At 70.8% G+C, this 17,684-nt stretch carries 16 protein-coding genes and 2 tRNA genes; 6 read left to right on the top strand and 12 right to left on the bottom strand.

What is annotated here, in order from left to right; all coding sequences use genetic code 11:
- Positions 1-70: 70 nt before the first annotated feature.
- Positions 71-673, bottom strand: coding sequence for a TetR/AcrR family transcriptional regulator (locus ACZ4O3_RS04805; protein WP_384991512.1), 603 nt, complete (start codon positions 671-673; stop codon positions 71-73).
- A gap of 241 nt (positions 674-914) precedes the next feature.
- Between ACZ4O3_RS04805 and hisN the strand changes: the two genes are divergently transcribed.
- The 3 genes from hisN to ACZ4O3_RS04790 all read left to right on the top strand — a co-directional run bounded on the left by hisN (position 915) and on the right by ACZ4O3_RS04790 (position 2,826).
- On the top strand, positions 915-1,715 hold the full coding sequence (gene hisN, locus ACZ4O3_RS04800; protein ID WP_467721172.1) for a histidinol-phosphatase: 801 nt from the start codon (positions 915-917) through the stop codon (positions 1,713-1,715).
- 183 nt (positions 1,716-1,898) lie between these two features.
- On the top strand, positions 1,899-2,291 hold the full coding sequence (locus ACZ4O3_RS04795; protein WP_467721171.1) for a CBS domain-containing protein: 393 nt from the start codon (positions 1,899-1,901) through the stop codon (positions 2,289-2,291).
- Between the two features lie 115 nt (positions 2,292-2,406).
- Complete coding sequence (locus ACZ4O3_RS04790) at positions 2,407-2,826, top strand: Fur family transcriptional regulator (protein ID WP_362726968.1); 420 nt, start codon at positions 2,407-2,409, stop codon at positions 2,824-2,826.
- Positions 2,827-2,929: 103 nt separating this feature from the next.
- Here the strand turns inward: ACZ4O3_RS04790 and ACZ4O3_RS04785 are convergent.
- From ACZ4O3_RS04785 to ACZ4O3_RS04770, 4 genes are all read right to left on the bottom strand, one after another.
- Positions 2,930-3,003, bottom strand: a tRNA-Met gene (locus ACZ4O3_RS04785).
- A gap of 84 nt (positions 3,004-3,087) precedes the next feature.
- A complete protein-coding gene (locus tag ACZ4O3_RS04780) occupies positions 3,088-4,929 on the bottom strand; it encodes a sel1 repeat family protein (protein ID WP_467721170.1) in 1,842 nt (613 codons plus the stop codon).
- Positions 4,930-5,210: 281 nt separating this feature from the next.
- A tRNA-Met gene (locus ACZ4O3_RS04775) sits at positions 5,211-5,284 on the bottom strand.
- Between the two features lie 41 nt (positions 5,285-5,325).
- Positions 5,326-8,307 (bottom strand): UPF0182 family membrane protein, encoded by a 2,982-nt coding sequence (locus ACZ4O3_RS04770; protein WP_467721168.1) that lies wholly within the window; start codon positions 8,305-8,307, stop codon positions 5,326-5,328.
- 160 nt (positions 8,308-8,467) lie between these two features.
- On the opposite strand from ACZ4O3_RS04770, the gene ACZ4O3_RS04765 reads away from it, so the two are divergent.
- On the top strand, positions 8,468-9,016 hold the full coding sequence (locus ACZ4O3_RS04765) for a PPA1309 family protein (RefSeq protein ID WP_467721167.1): 549 nt from the start codon (positions 8,468-8,470) through the stop codon (positions 9,014-9,016).
- Positions 9,017-9,135: 119 nt separating this feature from the next.
- Here the strand turns inward: ACZ4O3_RS04765 and ACZ4O3_RS04760 are convergent, their stop codons facing one another.
- From ACZ4O3_RS04760 to ACZ4O3_RS04745, 4 genes are all read right to left on the bottom strand, one after another.
- The gene (locus ACZ4O3_RS04760) at positions 9,136-10,230 is read right to left on the bottom strand and encodes a YlbL family protein (RefSeq protein ID WP_467721166.1); all 1,095 of its coding nucleotides are present in this window, start codon (positions 10,228-10,230) and stop codon (positions 9,136-9,138) included.
- A gap of 60 nt (positions 10,231-10,290) precedes the next feature.
- Positions 10,291-10,455, bottom strand: a complete 165-nt coding sequence (locus tag ACZ4O3_RS04755; RefSeq protein ID WP_362723011.1) for a hypothetical protein — start codon at positions 10,453-10,455, stop codon at positions 10,291-10,293.
- Positions 10,456-10,572: 117 nt separating this feature from the next.
- Positions 10,573-11,034 (bottom strand): molybdenum cofactor biosynthesis protein MoaE, encoded by a 462-nt coding sequence (locus ACZ4O3_RS04750; RefSeq protein WP_362723008.1) that lies wholly within the window; start codon positions 11,032-11,034, stop codon positions 10,573-10,575.
- Between the two features lie 121 nt (positions 11,035-11,155).
- A complete protein-coding gene (locus ACZ4O3_RS04745) occupies positions 11,156-12,268 on the bottom strand; it encodes an SDR family oxidoreductase (RefSeq protein WP_362723005.1) in 1,113 nt (370 codons plus the stop codon).
- A 193-nt stretch (positions 12,269-12,461) separates the two neighbouring features.
- Here ACZ4O3_RS04745 and ACZ4O3_RS04740 point away from each other — a divergent pair, with 193 nt between their 5' ends.
- Positions 12,462-13,904, top strand: a complete 1,443-nt coding sequence (locus ACZ4O3_RS04740; RefSeq protein WP_362723002.1) for a zinc-dependent metalloprotease — start codon at positions 12,462-12,464, stop codon at positions 13,902-13,904.
- A complete protein-coding gene (locus tag ACZ4O3_RS04735; RefSeq protein ID WP_384991337.1) occupies positions 13,901-14,422 on the top strand; it encodes an NUDIX hydrolase in 522 nt (173 codons plus the stop codon). Before ACZ4O3_RS04740 ends, ACZ4O3_RS04735 begins: the two co-directional genes overlap by 4 nt.
- A gap of 78 nt (positions 14,423-14,500) precedes the next feature.
- Here the strand turns inward: ACZ4O3_RS04735 and ACZ4O3_RS04730 are convergent, their stop codons facing one another.
- Genes ACZ4O3_RS04730 through ACZ4O3_RS04720 form a run of 3 tightly spaced genes read right to left on the bottom strand, consistent with a single transcriptional unit; the run spans position 14,501 to position 17,597 of the window.
- The gene (locus tag ACZ4O3_RS04730) at positions 14,501-15,256 is read right to left on the bottom strand and encodes an AIM24 family protein (protein WP_362722996.1); all 756 of its coding nucleotides are present in this window, start codon (positions 15,254-15,256) and stop codon (positions 14,501-14,503) included.
- Between the two features lie 17 nt (positions 15,257-15,273).
- The gene (locus tag ACZ4O3_RS04725; protein WP_467721164.1) at positions 15,274-15,954 is read right to left on the bottom strand and encodes an AIM24 family protein; all 681 of its coding nucleotides are present in this window, start codon (positions 15,952-15,954) and stop codon (positions 15,274-15,276) included.
- Between the two features lie 11 nt (positions 15,955-15,965).
- Positions 15,966-17,597 (bottom strand): TerD family protein, encoded by a 1,632-nt coding sequence (locus ACZ4O3_RS04720; RefSeq protein ID WP_467721162.1) that lies wholly within the window; start codon positions 17,595-17,597, stop codon positions 15,966-15,968.
- Positions 17,598-17,684: the final 87 nt, after the last annotated feature.

The following is a 17,684-nucleotide window of genomic DNA, read 5'->3' as shown; positions in this document are numbered from 1 at the left end:
ACGTGCGGACACGCCGCGCGGGCGCGACAGGCCCCCACTCGCCCGCGGCCGGTACGCGACGCCCTGCCCGTCACACCGGCTGCCGCGACAGCGCCCCCCGCACCAGCTCCGCCACCCCGCCCTCCCCCGGCGGCGCGGCCACGCACGACAGCGCGAGCCGCACCACCAGCTCGCAGGACCGGGCCAGCTCACCATTGCCCCGCACGGCTCCCGGTCCGGACAGCACCGCCACCGCCCGGTCCCGCACGATCTGCACGAAGTCCCCGGGGGAGGGCAACGGCCCGTCCGCCCTGCGCTGCGCAGGCACCGCCGACGACGACGGCACCGCGGTCAGCGTCGGCGAGGGCAACCGCTCGCTCCAGCACCCTGTGAGCATCGCCCGCACCAGCACGTTCTCGCGGGCTGCGACGGCCATCCACTCGGCCGTCGCCGTCAGACGCTCCCGTACCTCGGTATGACTGCCGAGCGCACGCTCCACCCCCGCGAGATACCCGTCGGCCTCCCGGCGCACCAGGGCCCTCGCCAGGCCTTCCTTGCTGCCGAACTCGTTGTACAGCGTCTGCCGGGAGACGCCTGCCGCCGCGGAGACGTCGACCATCCGTACGGCGGCCCACGGGCGGCGGGCGAGCGCCGTGTACGCGGCGTCCAGCAGGGACTCGCGGGCTGCAGGCATCATCGCCTCCTGGGGCGAGCGGTCTGCGCCCAGATTTGACGCGCACGATCCCACTGTCAAGGGTTCGCGAAGGCACCGGGGGGCGCCCTTCGGCCAATACACGCGGGCGCCCCGGGACCACCACTCGCCCCGCCGGATCGACGGACGGACAGCCCCCGTGTCCCCAGGCCCCCCGACATCCCCCGTATCCGCCCCATCCCTGTGTAGCCCCGCCCCGGCCCCGGCAGATAGCGTTCGTCACATGCCGGACTACCACGATGACCTGCGGCTCGCCCACGTGCTCGCGGACGCGGCCGACGCCGCCACCATGGACCGCTTCAAGGCCCTCGACCTCAAGGTCGAGACCAAGCCGGACATGACCCCGGTGAGCGAGGCGGACAAGGCGGCCGAGGAACTGATCCGCGGCCAGTTGCAGCGCGCCCGCCCACGGGACGCGGTCCTGGGCGAGGAGTACGGCATCGAGGGCACGGGCCCGCGCCGCTGGGTGATCGACCCGATCGACGGCACCAAGAACTACGTACGCGGTGTTCCCGTCTGGGCGACCCTGATCTCCCTGATGGAGGCCGCCGAGGGCGGCTACCGGCCGGTCGTCGGCGTGGTCTCCGCACCCGCGCTGGGCCGCCGCTGGTGGGCGGCGCTGGGGCACGGCGCCTACACCGGCCGCAGCCTCTCCTCCGCCACCCGTCTGCGCGTCTCCAAGGTCTCGAAGCTGTCCGACGCGTCGTTCGCGTACTCCTCCCTGAGCGGCTGGGAGGAGCGCGGGCAGCTGAACGGCTTCCTGGACCTGACCCGGGAGGTGTGGCGCACGCGCGCGTACGGCGACTTCTGGCCGTACATGATGGTCGCCGAAGGGTCGGTGGACATCTGCGCCGAGCCGGAGCTGTCCCTGTGGGACATGGCGGCCACCGCGATCGTCGTGACGGAGGCCGGCGGCATCTTCACCGGCCTGGACGGCCGCCCCGGCCCGCACAGCGGCAACGCGGCCGCGTCCAACGGTCTGCTCCACGACGAGCTGCTGTCGTACCTCGGCCAGCGTTACTGAAACTGCCTCCTGGGGCAGAACAGGGCATTCCCGTCCGGCACATATGAGCGCGTGCGCCCTCAATTGGCTACTCGCACCCCCTTGTTGACCCGGGCTTTACCTGCCACCCTATGAGAACGCCCACTTTGTGAACTTGTGAATCGCTGAACTATCTCCGCGGTTCCCTAGGAGGTGGCACCTTCCATGCTCGTCCGTGACGCCATGAGCACGGTGGTCCTGACCGTCGGCCCAGCCCACACACTCCGCCAGGCAGCCGCCCTGATGTCCGCGCGCCGCGTGGGCGCGGCGATCGTCCACGACCCGGACGCCGGCGGCATCGGCATCCTGACCGAACGCGACATCCTGAACTCCGTCGGCCTGGGCCAGAACCCGGACACGGAACTCATCCACGCCCACACCACCAACGACGTCGTGTTCGCCGCAGCGACCTGGACCCTGGAGGAGGCGGCCCAGGCGATGGCCCACGGCGGCTTCCGCCATCTGATCGTCCTCGACGGCGGCGAACCGGCCGGCATCGTCTCCGTCCGCGACATCATCCGCTGCTGGGTCGGGGCCCGCGCACCCCTACCCGTCTGACATCACACACCCGCCGTCCATCAGCCGTTCCTGTGCTGGACTCAGTCCAAATCAAGTTCCGCTCCAAAGTCACACCTGTTCGGGAAATGGTCGGCCTGCTGTTAGGCTGGATCCCATGAGTGACCTTCTGGAACGGCTGCGTGGACGCGGATGGCGGATGACCGCGCAACGACGCGTCGTGGCCGAGGTCCTCGACGGCGAGCACGTGCACCTGACGGCCGACGAGGTCCATGCCAGGGCCGTCGTCAAGCTGCCGGAGATCTCCCGGGCGACCGTCTACAACACGCTGGGCGAGCTGGTCTCGCTGGGCGAGGTGCTCGAGGTCTCCACGGACAAGCGCGCCAAGCGGTACGACCCGAACGCGCACCAGCCGCACCACCACCTGGTCTGCGCGCACTGCGGCTCGATCCGGGACGTCCGTCCGACCGGCAACCCGCTGGCCGACCTGCCCGTCTCGGAGCGCTTCGGCTTCACGGTCTCCGACGTCGAGGTGACGTACCGCGGCCTGTGCCCGGACTGCGCGCAGGCCGCCTGACGTCCCGCCAGAACCGCACGACGGCCGAGAACCGCACCGACTGACGGCCGCACAACGGCCGAGGGCCGGAATCCATTTCTGGATTCCGGCCCTCGGCCTTCAGTAGCGGGGACAGGATTTGAACCTGCGACCTCTGGGTTATGAGCCCAGCGAGCTACCGAGCTGCTCCACCCCGCGTCGATGAACAGAACACTACGTGAGGGACACGAGCGGAAGCAAATCCCTTCCCACGGGCCCGCCTGACCTGCGGATATACGCAGGTCAGGCGGACAGCTCCTCGCGCAGCGCATCCCGCAGCCGCCCGGCCCGCTCGGCGACCTCGGCCGGCCCCAGCGCTACCGCCCGGTCGGCCCACCGCTGCCCCTCGTCCAGTTCGCCACGACGCGCGTAGACCAGGGCCAGCCGCAACGCCGCCCGCCCGTGCCCGGCGTCGGCGGCCCGCTGCCACCACACGGCGGCCTCGGGCTCGCTCCCCTCCCGGGCCAGCAGCAGCCCCAGGTTGAACGCCCCGTTCCGGGACCCGGCCTCAGCCGCGATCCGGTACCACCGCGCCGCCTCCACCACGTCCCCGCGCGCGGCGGCGAGCATCCCGACCCGCACCTGGGCCCGCCGGTGGCCCTGCGAGGCGGCCCGCTCGTACCACTCCTCGCACTCGGTCTTGGTGTGCACCGAGGGCTCGCCGAGCTCGTGCTCGGAGACCTTCGGCCGGCGCGCGTCGAGCACCGCGGCGAGCCGGTAAGCGCCCTCCGCGCTCCCGCCGCCCGCGGCGCACCGCAGATGCCGCTCCGCGGCCGCCTCGTCGCCCTCACGCAGCCGGGCGATGCCGACCTGGAGCGCCGCCTCCGTGTGTCCGGCCGCGGCCGCCTGCTCGTAGCAGTGCAGCGCGATGCGCTCCTCGCCCCGCCCGGCGTACAGGATCCCGAGGTTGAACGCGGCGTCCACGCTGCCGGCCTCGGCGGCCTTGGAGAACCACGGCTCGGCGCCCGCCGTGTCACCGCCCTGGAGCAGCAGGACGGCGAGCGCGTTCGCCGCCTCCCGGTGGCCCGCGTAGGCCGCCCGCCGGTACCACTGCTCGGCCTGTGCGGTCCGCCCCTGCTCGGCGCAGAGCAGGGCGAGGTTGTACGCCCCGTTGTCGTCGCCGGCGTCCATCGCCGCCCGGTACCAGCGCTCGGCGGTCTGTGTCTGACCACGTTCGGCGTGCAGCGCGCCGAGCGCGTTGGCCGCGTTGCCGTCGCCGTCCTGCGCGGCCCGCAGCCACCACACGGCGGCGCTCTCGGTGTCCCCGGCGTCGCGCAGCAGGAAGCCGAGCGCGCACGCGGCCCGGGCCTCGCCGTCCTTGGCCGAGGTCAGGTACCAGCGTCCGGCTTCCTTCAGCTCGCCGCGCCGCTCCAGGATCGCCCCGAGGTGCAACGCGGCCCGTCGGTGGCCGCGGGCGGCGGCCTGCCGGTACCACTGCTCGGCCTCCTCGGCCTCCGGGGTCCCGGCGGCGGCCTCCGGGCCGGCGGCGGCGTCGGCCCCGGTCTCCCCCTCGTCCACGTCCTCCCTGCGGTCCAGCGCGCGCGCCAGCCGGTACGCCGCCTCCCGGTGCCCGCGTTCCGCGGCGGCCCGCATCCAGTGGCCGGCGTTCGCGTCGCCGCGGTGCTCCAGCAGATCGGCCAGCGCGTAGGCGCCGAGCGGATGGCCCTGCTCGGCGGACTGGCGCAGCCAGTACTCGGCGGCGGGTTCGTCCCCGCGCTCCCGGTGGTACCGGCCCAGCGCGTGGGCGGCCGCCGCGGAACCGGCCACGGCGGCGATCCGCCACCATCCGGCAGCCTCGTCGGGGTAACCACGCTGGTGCAGCAGGACACCGAGGTTGTTGGCGGCGGCACGGTCACCGGCGGCGGTGGCTGCACGCAACTGGGGTTCGGCCCCGTCGAGGTCGCCACGGCGCAGCAGCAGGGCACCGAGGACACTCATCGACTCGACGTCACCGGCCTCGGCGTGGAGCCGGTGACGTGCCTCCTCAGCGGCCTCAGCGGCCTCGTCGCGGGTCGGCTCCTCGCCCGAAGGCTGCACAAATCGCCCTGTCTCGAACAGAGTTGCCTTGTCCCCCATAACGTCCATCGTCGCACCACCTGCAACCTGGGTACATCCGGTATAGCGCAACCCGTGAGGTCACTTCAGCGTTTTGTCGACATGCCCACAGAACGACAAGTCAAACACATCTGGCTCAACTCCCCACCGCGGCTCGGCGACCTCGCGCACCGGTACATGCGTTCGCCGCCCGTCCGGCGACCGGCGGCCGTCCCTCCGCACGCCACGAGCCCCCGGTCCAGGCGCCGTTGGCCGGCCGTGCGCACACCACGAAGGCCCGGATCCAAAAGGATCCGGGCCTTCGACTTCAGTAGCGGGGACAGGATTTGAACCTGCGACCTCTGGGTTATGAGCCCAGCGAGCTACCGAGCTGCTCCACCCCGCGCCGTTGTGTTCAAACCGTACCACGGCGCGGGGCGGTCCCGATCATCCGCCCGGACCGGGGCTGCCGCCGGCGGTGGGACTCGCGCTGGTCCCTGGGCTCGGACTGCCGCTCGGCGAGGTGCCGCCACCGGTCTTGCCGGCCTCGGACTGCGCCGCCTCGGCCCGGCCGAGCGCGTCCCGCAGCTCATCCTGGGCCTTGCCGTACGCCGTCCAGTCGCCCTTCTTCAGCGCCTCCTGCCCCGCCTCGAAGGCCTTCTGGGCGTCGTTCAGCGCCTGTTGGACCGTCGGGTTGCCGGACGTCGGCGGCGTGGTGGTCCCGGTGTCGGAGGACCCCGTGTCCGAGGACCCGGTGTCGGTGCCGTCCGAGCCGAAGACCTTGTCGAGTGCCTCGTCGAGGGTGTTCTCGAAGGCGGTCCGGCCCTCGTACGTCACCAGCACCTTGCGCAGCAGCGGGTACTTGACCCCGGCGCCGCGGACGTAGACGGGCTCCGCGTAGAGCAGGCCCCCGTCCAGTGGCACGGTCAGCAGATTGCCGTACTCGACCTCGGAGTCGCCGCCCTTCAGGAGTTTGATGGCGGCCGCGATGTCCTGTTCGGAGTTGAACTGGCTCTGTACCTGTTTGGGTCCGTCGACGGTCGTACTGGTCGGCAGTTTCAGGATTCTGATCTTGCCGTAGTCCTTCGAACCGGCCTCGGAGTCCACCGACATGAACGCGCTGAGGTTGTCCCGGCCGTTGGGCGTGAACGTCGTCGACAGCGAGAACGTCTGCGCGCTCTGGTCCGGCATCTTCATGCTCAGGTAGTACGGCGGCACCGCGTCGCCCGACTTGTTGGTCGGATCGTCGGGCACCTGCCACACCTCGCTGCCGGTCAGGAACGTCTGGGCGTCCGTCACGTGGTAGCGGGTGAGCAGTTCGCGCTGCACCTTGAACAGGTCCTGCGGGTACCGGAGATGGTCCATCAGGTCCCGCGAGACGGCACTCCTCGGCTGCACCGTGCCCGGGAAGGCCTTCATCCAGGTCTTCAGCACCGGGTCCTCGGTGTCCCACTGGTAGAGCTTGACCTCGCCGGTGTACGCGTCGACGGTCGCCTTCACCGAGTTGCGGATGTAGTTGACCTGGTTCTGCTGGGCCACCACCGCACGCGAGTTGTTGTTCGCGGTCAGCGAGTCCGCGGTGGTGTCACCGAGGGTCGTACGGGAGGCGTAGGGATAGCCGTTCGACGTCGTGTAGGCGTCGACGATCCACTGGATCCGGCCCTTCACCACCGCCGGGTACGCGTCGCCGTCGATGGTCAGCCAGGGGGCGACCGCCTCCACGCGCTCCTTGGGCGTGCGGTTGTACAGGATCCGCGAGCCCTCCCCGATCGCGCCGGAGTAGAGGATCTGCGGCTCGTTGAACGCCACCGCGTACGCGGCCCGGTTGATCGGGCTGGAGAGACTCACCCCGCTCCTGCCCGCGTAGCTGGTGGTCTTCTCACCGCTGTCGTCGGAGTAGTCGATCTCCTTCTGGGGACCGCCGACGATCGAGTAGGTGTTGGTCTTCTCGCCGTAGTAGATCCGCTGCTGGTAGGTCCCCAGGTCGCCCGTGGACGGCAGGTCGGACTCGGTGAAGACCGGCTGGCCCTGGCTGTCGGCCTCGGTGCCCTTGGCGGCGACCACGCCGTAGCCGTGCGTGTAGCGGAAGTGGTCGTTGATCCAGTTGTTCTTCGGGATGCCGGCGAGGTTCAGCTCACGCAGGCCGATGACGGTGTCCTGGACCTTGCCGTCCTTGGTGTAGCGGTCCACGTCCAGATTGGTCGGGAACGCGTAGTAGTTCCGCATCTGCTGGAGCTGCTGGAACGTGGGCGAGACGATGTTCGGGTCCATGATCCGGATGCTCGCCGTGGCGCCGACGTCGTCCCGGAGCCTGGTCTTGTCCGTGGTCGTGCTCTTGCCCTTGTACTCGGTGACCTGGGTGTCGTCGATGCCGTACGCCTCGCGGGTCGCCTTGAGGTTCTTCTGGACGTACGGCGCTTCCTTGGCCTGCTCGTTCGGCTGGACCTGGAACTTCTGGACGATCGCCGGGTACAGGCCGCCGATGAGGATCGCCGACAGGACCATCAGGCCGAAGCCGATGACGGGCAGCTGCCAGGTGCGCCGCCACAGGGTGGCGAAGAACAGCAGCGCGCAGATGACGGCGATGCAGAAAAGGATCGTCTTGGCCGGCAGGTACGCGTTCGCGTCGACGTACCTGAGGCCCGTCCAGTTGTCGGTGGCCTTGAAGTCGCTGGATTTGACGGCCAGTCCGTACCGGTCGAGCCAGTAGGCGACCGCCTTGAGGGCGACGAAGAAACCGAGCAGCACCGAGAGGTGACCGGTGGCGGCACCGGTGGCGCGCGCGCCGGGGCTGGTGACGCGCAGCCCGCCGTACAGGTAGTGGGTGAGCGCGGCCGCGATCAGGGAGAGGATCGCGGTGGCGAAGCCGAAGCCCAGCAGGAACCGGTACCAGGGCAGGTCGAAGGCGTAGAAGGACACGTCGAGGTGGAACTGCGGGTCCTTCTGGTGGAAGGGCACCCCGTTCACCCACATCAGCCAGGTGCGCCACTGACCGGCCGCGGAGGCGCCGGCGATCAGCCCGACCAGCGCGGTGACCGCGAGCAGCAGCCACTTCTTGTACGGCGCGATGCCCATCCGGTAGCGGTCCAGGCTCTGCTGCTCCATGGACATGGCGCTCAGCGGCGGCCGCAGCCGGTGCGCGAGCCAGACGTTGAAGCCCACCGCGGCCGCCATCAGCAACCCGAAGACGAAGAACAGTCCGATCTTCGTCCACAGGGTGGTGGTGAACACCGAGGAGTAGTGCACCGACCGGTACCAGAGCCAGTCCGTCCAGAAGCCCGCGAACATGGTGAACGCCATGCCGAGTACGGCAAGGACGCCCAGTGTCAAGAGCAGGGTCCGGACGCGCCGGGACGGCCGGCCCGCTCTCATCCGCGGCCCCGTCGGGCCTCCGCCGCGGTCCGGCATCTGGAAAGCCAAGGTGCGCACCTCGAAGTTCGCTGTTTGATCCGCTGATGATCCGCTGTTGTTGCGTCAGACCCTCTGGTTCGGGGGCCGGACGTGGCCCCCCGTGATCGTGGGGCCACACCTATGCAACTTACTCACGACTTACTCGGTTCCCGATTCCGGCCATGAACGAGGCAGGATTGTGACCATGTCCAACACTCCCATGGCAGCGAACCCGCTCACCCGGGCCGTACTCGAGATCGACGAGTACGCCTCCGGCCTCGGCTGGGACCAGCCCGCTCGCCTCTTCGCCCTCGTCGACACCGCACGGCTGCGCACCCAGGAACCGGCTCTCGCCGCCCAGCTCGGTCTGGAGGACGAGTCCGCGACCACCGGTCTCACCCCGATCGAGCAGGACGAAGTGCCAACGGACAAAGCGCTGGACGAGTTCCTCGGTACCATCGCCTGGCCGGACGCGGTGGTCGGCTGCGCGCTCACGGTGGAGCGGCTGATGCTGCCGCCGTCCGCCGAGACCCAGGTGCCGGAGGGGCTGAGCGAGGCCAAGCTGGCCACGTGGGTGGCACAGCACCCCGACCGGCAGGAGGTCCGGATGACGGTCGGCGTGCTGCGGGACGGCAGCCGCGACTCGGCGGTCCGGCTGCGCGAGAAGGACTCCCCGACGGAGGTCCTCACCGGCCCGGACCTGGTCCCGGGCCTGGCGGAGGCGCTGAAGTCCACCTTCGCGGACTGAGCCCCTCGCACCCGGCCCGCACCCGGCCCGCACCCGGCCCGTGTGCGGCCGCATACGGCACCGGGGGCGCCCCTCGTCAGGAGGGGCGCCCCCGGGCCTTTCAGGTCCCCTGCGGGCCCTCAGCTCTTGGTGCTGCACTTCGGCAGGGCGGCGGTGTCCCCGTCGCGGATGTCCTTGAGGGCGCCGAGGGCGTCGTCGATCGTCTTGACCTTGACCAGGGTGAGCCCGCCCGGGGTGTCCTTCGCGGCCTCGGCGCAGTTGTCGGCCGGAGTCAGGAAGTACTGGGCGCCCTTGCTGCGCGCCCCGATCGTCTTCAGGGAGATGCCACCGATCGGGCCGACCGTGCCGTCGTCCGCGATCGTGCCGGTGCCCGCGACGAACTTGCCGCCGGTGAGGTCGCCCGGGGTGAGCTTGTCGTAGATGCCGAGCGCGAACATGAGGCCGGCGCTCGGCCCCCCGACGTCGGCGAGCTTGATGTCGATGGAGAACGGGAACGTGTGATCGGTCCCGGCGGAGATCCCGACGATGGCGCGCTTCTCGCCGCCGGTGGAGGTGGTCGTGGTCAGCGTGACCTGCTCGGTCTTGGTGGCCGTCCTGTGCGCCTTCTCGGCGGCGGCCTGTTCCTTGGCCGGTACGACCGTGAACACGACGTCCTCGCCGGGCTTGTGCTTGGTCACCAGCGTGGCGACATCGGCCGGCTGCCTGACCGCCGTACCGTCGACGGCCTTGATCACGTCGCCGGCGTGCAGCTTGCCCTCCGAGGGCGAGCCCTTGAGGACCGTCGAGACGATCACCCAGGACTTCACCGGGACACCCAGCTCCTTCAGGGCGGCGACCTTCGCGCTCTCCTGGGACTCGCTGAACTCCTCGGCGTTCTCCTGGGTGGACTGCTGCTCGGTCTTGCCGTCCGGGTAGAGCGTGTCGTGCGGCACGACCTTGTTGTCGTGCGAGAGCCACCCGTAGACGGCCTCCACGAGGTTCATCTTGTAGTCGGCGCTGGTGACCCGGACCGTTGTCATGTTCAGGTGTCCGGAGGTCGCGTAGGTCTTGTGGCCGGAGATCTGCAGCACCGGCTCGCCGCCGTGGTCCCCGAGCGTGTTCACGGTCGGGCCGGGGGACATCTCCGAGTACGGCACGGTGATGAGCACTCCGGCGCACAGGAGTGCGATCAGCATCAGGGTGGAGGCGAGCATCGTCGCGGTGCGGCGTGGCATGCAAAGACAGTACGGGACGTGTCTGTCAGCGCACCGTCAGGGCCACCCGCCGGGCACGCCTCAGCTGCGGGAGTGGGACCTCTCCATGGCCTCGCGGAACCGCGCGTATCCGTCGAGTTCGGGCCCGTCGCTGCGTGCTCCCCTGGTCCGGTTGGCCCAGCTGCCCCACAGACCGGCGGCGACCGCGGCCACAAGCGGAATCAGCAACCAGACAAGCGCCCCCATGCCGACCTCCCAACCCCATGACCGTCCGCGACTGACTGATCAGCAGATTAATCGTCTGCACTGACAACGCTCACGTGGGGGGTACGGTTACGCAACCGGAGGCCGGACAGGTGTTCTTCAGCAGGCCCCGACCCATTCCTCCGTCCCATCCGAGAACTTCTGGTGCTTCCAGATGGGCACTTCGTGCTTGATGTCGTCGATCAGCTTCCGACAAGCTTCGAAGGCGTCTCCGCGATGCGGACACGACACGCCGACGACCACGGCGAGATCACCCACCCGCAGGTCTCCCACCCGGTGCACCGCGGCCAGCGCCCGCACGGGGTACTCGGCGACGACCTTCTCGGCGATCCGCCGCATCTCGCTCTCGGCACTGGGATGACACGAATAGCCGAGCGCGTCCACGTCGGCGCCCCCGTCGTGGTTGCGCACGGTCCCCACGAACAGCGCGACACCCCCGGCCGCGTCGTCCCCCACGGCCGCGAAGACCTCGTCCACCGACAGCGCGTCCTCCCGGATCCCGATCAGCTTGACGGGATCTTCGGCACCCAGCTCACCGGGATGATCGTTCACAGCAGCCATACCCCCATCGTGCCGCACGCCCGGGAGTAGGGGGAATAAGCCCGACCACCGGCGCACGCGCGCGCACGTTTGGAGACTCCTACGAACTCCCGGCTCGCGGCCCGCGGCCCGCGGCCCGCGGTCAGATCCGCCGTCGGGCCTTGCGTGCCCGCCGGACCACCGCCGCCGCGCCCAGCAGGGCCACTGTGGCGCCCGCCGCGCCCGCGGCCGTCGCGTCCTTGCGGCCGAGCCGCCGCCCGACCACCGTGTGCCGTCCGGCCACCTCCTCCAACAGCTCGGCGAGGACCTCCTCGTTGGTCCATCGCGGCCGCCACCCGGCCTCGTGCAGCCGGCTGCCGCTCACCACCCACGGATACATCGTGTAGGCGAGATCCCCGGCGGGCGACGGCGTCAGCCCGATCCGGTGCAGCCGGGCCGCGGCGCCCAGCGCCACCGCCGAGGGCAGCTCCATCCGCCGGATCCCGCTGAGCTCCTCGACCTCTTCCTGCTCCAGCCATCCGTCGCAGCCGACGGCGAGCTCCCCGTCGACCTGCTCCAGGACGGCGTACTCCAGCGCGCTGCACAGGTCCTCGACGTGACAGAACTGCCAGGCGGGCCGCGAACCGGCGACGACAAGCAGCCGAGGCGACTCGAAATACCTGGTCAGCGCGGTGTCCGTGCCTCCGACCAGCACCGCCGGGCGCACGACGGTGACATTGAGCCCGGGGTGCGCGCGGGGCGCCCGGCGGGCGAGCCGCTCGATCTCCAGCAGGTCCCCCACGCCGGTCGCCTCCGCCGTGGCGCGCAGCTCCGCGTCCTCGGACAACGGCAGCTCGTTGTCCGGGAGCGCGCCGTAGACCATCGCGGAGGTGCACAGCACCACGCGGTGCACCCCGGCCGCCGCCGCCGCGGTCAGCACGGTCTGCGTGCCGCGCACGTTGTAGGCCGTACGGGCGGCCGGATCGGTCTCCAGATCCAGGTCGAGCGCGAGATGCACCACCACGTCCGCCCCGCGGAGCTTGTCCGCGATGGCCGGATCCCGCACGTCGAGGATGTGCCACTGGGCGTCCGCGCACTCCCCGCGCCGCTCGTCGATGGCGATGACCCGCTTGACCCCCTCGGACGCGGCCAGCCGCTCGGTGAGCAGCGCGCCGACCCCGGTCGCGGCGCCGGTGACGGCGACGACGGGCCCGCGCACGGCGGCAGGGGTTGACGGGTTTCGCGCTGCGCGAACCTGCGGATCTGGGGAACTCACCGGGCGTCTCCAGCGGTTGTCTTCAGTACGAGCGTGAGGGACGCGTACGTACCAGGTGGCATCCATCCTGCCGCAGGCCGACTGTCGGCGAAGCACCGAGGCCCGATCGGGTCGAGGTGTCTACGCTGGGTGGTGTTGTCGGGCAGCCGCGCCGCCGGGAGAGAACCGGTGGCCTTACCAGCCGAGGATTCCCGTGAGTGACACCCCATTCGGTTTCGGCCTTCCGCCGGAGGAGCCGGAAGACGGCGACGAGGGCAAGAAGAAGGACCAGCAGAGCGGTGGTGGGCAGGGACCGGCCAACCCGTTCGGTTTCGGCACACCCGGGGCCGGCGGCTTCGGCGGCCCCGGCGCCGACAATCCGTTCGCTGCCATGTTCGGTTCGCTGAACCCCACCGACCTGGGCGCCGCCTTCCAGCAGCTGGGCCAGATGCTCTCGTACGAGGGCGGCCCGGTGAACTGGGACATGGCCAAGCAGATCGCCCGCCAGACGGTCTCCCAGGGCACCTCGGACGGCGTCAAGGACGCGAGCGTGGGCCCTTCCGACCGCACGGCGGTCGAGGAGGCGGTCCGGCTGGCCGACCTGTGGCTGGACGACGCGACGTCGCTGCCGTCCGGTTCCGGCTCGGCCGTGGCGTGGTCGCGCGCCGAGTGGGTCGAGGCGACGCTGCCCGCCTGGCAGGAGCTGGTGGACCCGGTCGCCGAGCGGGTCGGCGCCGCGATGGGCGACGTCCTGCCGGAGGAGATGCAGGCCATGGCCGGCCCGCTGATCGGCATGATGCGCTCGATGGGCGGCGCCATGTTCGGCACGCAGATCGGGCAGGCCGTCGGGGTGCTCGCGGGCGAGGTCGTCGGCTCGACCGACATCGGCCTGCCGCTCGGCCCGATCGGCCGGGCCGCGCTGCTGCCGGCGAACGTCGAGGCGTTCGGCAAGGACCTCGGCGTCCCCAAGGAGGAGGTGCGGCTGTATCTCGCGCTGCGCGAGGCGGCCCATCAGCGCCTGTTCGCACACGTCCCGTGGCTGCGCTCGCACCTGTTCGGCGCGGTCGACGGGTACGCGCGCGGGATCAAGGTCGACACCGCCAAGCTGGAGGACGTGGTCGGCCAGTTCGACCCGCAGAACCCCGAGCAGCTTCAGGACGCGCTCCAGCAGGGCATGTTCCAGCCCGAGGACACGCCCGAGCAGAAGGCGGCCCTGGCCCGTCTGGAGACGGCGCTGGCCCTCGTCGAGGGCTGGGTCGACGCGGTGGTCCACGCGGCGGCCAAGCCGCGCCTGTCGTCCGCCGACGCGCTGCGCGAGACCCTGCGCCGGCGCCGTGCCACGGGCGGTCCCGCGGAGCAGACGTTCGCCACGCTGATCGGCCTGGAACTGCGCCCGCGCCGACTGCGGGACGCCTCCCGCCTGTGGGCCTCGCTCACCGACGCGCGCGGTGTCGACGGCCGGGACGGCCTGTGGGAGCACCCGGACATGCTGCCGACGGCGAGCGACCTCGACGACCCGGACGGCTTCGTGCACCGCGAGCAGCTGGACTTCTCCGAGCTGGACAAGATGCTCGGCGAGGCGGCCCAGAAGCCCGACCTGCGCAAGAAGGACGACCAGGCTGAGGGCGACCAGGCAGAGGGTGACGACACCGAATGAGCCTGTACGACGACGCGGTCCTCGTCCTCAAGGGGTACGAGGACCAGGAAGAGCTGCGTCAGGACTACCTGGACCACCTCGCCGCGCACCCCGACGGCATGTGGAAGGCGTGTCACGCGGGGCATGTGACGGCGAGCGCGCTGGTCGTCGACCCCGAGCAGGGCCGGGCGCTGCTGACCCTGCACCGGAAGCTGCGGATGTGGCTGCAGATGGGCGGCCATTGCGAACCGGGCGACGCCACGCTGGCCGCGGCGGCCCTGCGGGAGGCGACCGAGGAGTCCGGGATCCCCGGGCTGACGCTGCTGGACGGCGGTCCGGTGCGCCTGGACCGGCACCCGATCCCGGCGCCGTGCCACTGGCACTTCGACGTCCAGTACGTGGCCGTGGCCCCGCAAGGCGCCATCCATGCGATCAGCGACGAGTCCCTGGACGTGCGCTGGTTCGCCTACGACGAGGTCGCCGAGGTCGCCGACGGTTCGGTCGTACGCCTGCTGGAGGCGGCCCGAGCGCGGCTCTGAGCGGCGGAGCCGCGCGGGCCTGTGCCGAGGCCTGGGTAAGGGGCGCCCGCCGAGGCGTGCGCCCCTTACCCTGGGGCGTCAGCTCCAGGCGTTCCCCTGGTTCATGCCGCGCGCGCCCTGCTGGCCCATCCCGAACTGGGCGGCGAGGCCCTGGCCGATCTGGGCGCCCTGCGGAGGCAGCAGTTCACTCGGCTGGACCAGCGCGAAGCCACTTCCCATGAAGCTCAGCTCCCAGCCCTCACCGGTGCTGCCGCGACGCCGCCACACGCCCGAGGAGTGCGTCTGGGCCTGCATCTGGACACGCAGCCCGGTGGACCAGGCGACGATCGCGTCGGCGTCGCAGTTGACGTACTTGTCGGGGGTGACCTGCATCAGCAGCGGCGCGCCCGAGGTCATCAGGGCGACCTTGCCGCGTCCGGTGATGTTGAGCTGGTACTTCCCGGAGCCGGAGATGCCGTAGAGGCTGTCCACGGCGACCACCTCGTAGTGCAGCGAGGAGTCCATGGCGAGGACGTAGCCGCTGTCCACGGTCAGGCCCTCCTGCTCCACGTCCAGGACGTGCACGTGCTGGGCGAGGTTGGCGAGGTAGACCGTGCCCTGCCCGTGGCAGCGCATCAGGTCCAGGCCCTCGCCGGTGTACGCGCGCGCGCGTGACTGCTGGTTGTTCGTGTACTCGGCGTCGAACTCGACGAGCCCCTGGTAGGCGACCATCGTGCCCTTGCGGGCGAGGACGTCGTCGTGGCCCTCCAGGACGACCCGCAGCATCTGCTTGTTCTGCAGGCTGTAGCGGTCCCGGGCCTGGGAGTCGTTGAACGCGAAAAGCGGGCTCTGCATGATTCTCTGGCTCCCCCTCAGCCCCGGAAACGAAGGCGGTCGGTGCTGTCCTCGCTGGGCTGGACGACGACGATGCCCTGCCCGGAGAAGGCCATCTGGAAGGCCTCGCCGGAGCCCCGGCCGATCAGGGACTGCGCCTTGAAGCTGCGCTTGCCCTTCACCTTGAGGTTCGGCGACCAGGCGACCAGCGCGTCCGGGTCGACGTACGTCTCGTCCTCGCCGCCGCCGCAGTCGACGACGATCGGCTTGCCCCGGGAGGTCAGCGCGACCCAGCCCTGCCCGGAGATCTTGGTGTTCCACAGGCCCTGGCCGGCGAACTTCGCGAGCCCCTTCACGCGCTCCACGCCCCACGTGAGGTGAGCGTCGAAGGCGAGCAGGTTGGTGGCGTTGACGGAGATGCCGTCGCCGTCGAGGTTGATGACGACGACGTTCGCGCCGTAGTCGGCGAGGTAGAGCAGTCCGTCGCCCGAGCACTTCATCAGCGGCGCGCCCTCGCCGGTCATCCAGTCGCGCGCGATCTGGCGGACGGCCGGCGGGTTGGGCTCGTACTGGACGAAACCCTCGTAGGCGACCATCGACCCCACGCGCGCGAGGAGGTCGCTGCCGGTCTGCATGGCGACCTTCAGCATGTGGTCGCCGTGGTTCTCCATACGGGCGGTGACGGGTGCGGGGGCGTAGCCCGCGAGCGGCTGGTTCATGACGGGCTCCCTCAGACCTCGTACGGCTGGACCACGATGAAGTTGCCGGGGGCGCCCCGGAACTGCAGGTTGACGCTCTCACCGGTGTCGCCGGGATAGGCGTTGCGGCGCATCCGGACCTGGCTGGAGACGATCACCTGGGAGGCCGCCGACCAGGCGACCACGGCGTTGCAGTCGGCGAACGTCGTCGGTGTCACGGGCAGCACGACGGGCGTGCCGTGCGTCTTGACGACGATCGTGCCGGTGCCCTGGAACTGCATCGTGAACAGCGCGCCGCCCGGAATGCCGTGCCCCTCGATGCGACGGACCTCGTACTGGAGGCTCTCGTCGAAGGCGAGGACGCTTTCGGCGGAGACACAGATCGCGTCGCCCTGGAGCTCGATGGGGTGCAGATAAGCGGAGTTCTCGGCGAGGAACACCTGGCCGTTGCCGGTGCAGCGCATCAACTGCATCTCCTGGCCGGTCGCGTTGCCCACGATCCGGCCGGCGAACCCGGCGCCCTTGTAACCGAAGTCGACCTTGCCCTGGTAGAGCACCATGCTGCCCTGCCGGGCCAGCGCGGGCTGGCCGCCCATGCCGAGGTCGACCCGGACGAGCTTGCTGTTCTGCTGCGTCCAGCGCTGCCCGGTGGGCGTCTCCTTGAACTTCTGGAGCGCCGCGCCCACTCCGGCACCGCCCTGGGGAGTGCCTTGCGGGACTCCATAGGTCTGCTGGCCGGGCACCTGCCCGAACGGCGGCTGCTGGCCGTATCCCGGGGGCGGGGCCGGAGCCTGCGGGTATCCGGGCTGCGGCGGCGACGGAGGCTGGCCGTAGCCGGGCGGCACGGGCGCGCTCGGGGCGGGCGGCTGACCGTAGGGCGCCGGGGGCGGCACGGTGCCGGGGCCGGGCGGGGCCAGCGGGGCGATGACGGTGGGCGCGCCGTGCATGTTCGCAACCGGCGCGGGGCCGGGTGCCGGGGGCGGGGCGAAGCCCTGGGGCGCGGGAGCGGGCGCGGGGGGTGCCGGGGCGGGCGCCGGGGCCGGGGCGGGGGCGGGGGCGGCGAACGCGGGCGGCGCGAATCCGGGCGCGGTCCCGGTCTGCGACGGCTGCGGCTGGGGCGCGGCGGGCTCCTCCTCCGCCACCACCTCGCCACCGAAGTTCTTCAGCAGCGCCTCCAGACCGCCGTCGAAGCCCTGCCCGACGGCGGCGAAGCGCCACACGTCCTTCAGGTAGAAGTCGCCCAGCATCACGGCGCGTTCGGTGGAGAACTCCGAGCCGTCGAAGGAGTAGCGGGCCACCTCCTCGCCGCCCGCGACGATCCGGATGTATCCGGGGGCGACCTGCGACATCTGTCCGGCGCCGTCGAGGGTCGCCGTGAACGCCAGCTTCTGGATCTGCGGCGGGATCCGGTCCAGCGTGACCCGGAAGGACTCCGTGTCGCCCGCCTGGGCACCCAGCAGCTGGATGGACTCCTCGGGGGACTTCGGCTGGTTGAAGAAGACGAAGTACCGGTCGTCCGAGAGCCGTTCGTCGGCGTCCAGCCCGAAGCAGCTGATGTCGAAGGACAGTCCGGGCCCGGCGATCTGCACACCTACGTACAGATCCGTGCCCGCCGTCAGGTCACTGATCCTGGCCTTGTGGCCGCGTTGGAATTCCCTGGCCATGCGCTACGACCGTCCCCCATCCCGAATGTGAGTGCGTCGCGCCAGGCTAACGGCTAACGCGGACATCGGAGGAAGTCGGTACAGACC

Source organism: Streptomyces sp. NPDC026515, assembly GCF_055567595.1.
The sequence above is the reverse complement of the archived record's forward strand: the minus strand, read 5'-3'. Positions and strand labels throughout refer to the sequence as shown.

Coding starts and splice junctions, on each gene's coding strand:
- ACZ4O3_RS04805 (WP_384991512.1), bottom strand. CDS start 673: ATGCCTGCAGCCCGCGAGTCCCTGCTGGACGCCGCGTACACGGCGCTC.
- hisN (WP_467721172.1), top strand. CDS start 915: ATGCCGGACTACCACGATGACCTGCGGCTCGCCCACGTGCTCGCGGAC.
- ACZ4O3_RS04795 (WP_467721171.1), top strand. CDS start 1,899: ATGCTCGTCCGTGACGCCATGAGCACGGTGGTCCTGACCGTCGGCCCA.
- ACZ4O3_RS04790 (WP_362726968.1), top strand. CDS start 2,407: ATGAGTGACCTTCTGGAACGGCTGCGTGGACGCGGATGGCGGATGACC.
- ACZ4O3_RS04780 (WP_467721170.1), bottom strand. CDS start 4,929: ATGGACGTTATGGGGGACAAGGCAACTCTGTTCGAGACAGGGCGATTT.
- ACZ4O3_RS04760 (WP_467721166.1), bottom strand. CDS start 10,230: ATGCCACGCCGCACCGCGACGATGCTCGCCTCCACCCTGATGCTGATC.
- ACZ4O3_RS04755 (WP_362723011.1), bottom strand. CDS start 10,455: ATGGGGGCGCTTGTCTGGTTGCTGATTCCGCTTGTGGCCGCGGTCGCC.
- ACZ4O3_RS04750 (WP_362723008.1), bottom strand. CDS start 11,034: ATGGCTGCTGTGAACGATCATCCCGGTGAGCTGGGTGCCGAAGATCCC.
- ACZ4O3_RS04735 (WP_384991337.1), top strand. CDS start 13,901: ATGAGCCTGTACGACGACGCGGTCCTCGTCCTCAAGGGGTACGAGGAC.
- ACZ4O3_RS04730 (WP_362722996.1), bottom strand. CDS start 15,256: ATGCAGAGCCCGCTTTTCGCGTTCAACGACTCCCAGGCCCGGGACCGC.
- ACZ4O3_RS04725 (WP_467721164.1), bottom strand. CDS start 15,954: ATGAACCAGCCGCTCGCGGGCTACGCCCCCGCACCCGTCACCGCCCGT.
- ACZ4O3_RS04720 (WP_467721162.1), bottom strand. CDS start 17,597: ATGGCCAGGGAATTCCAACGCGGCCACAAGGCCAGGATCAGTGACCTG.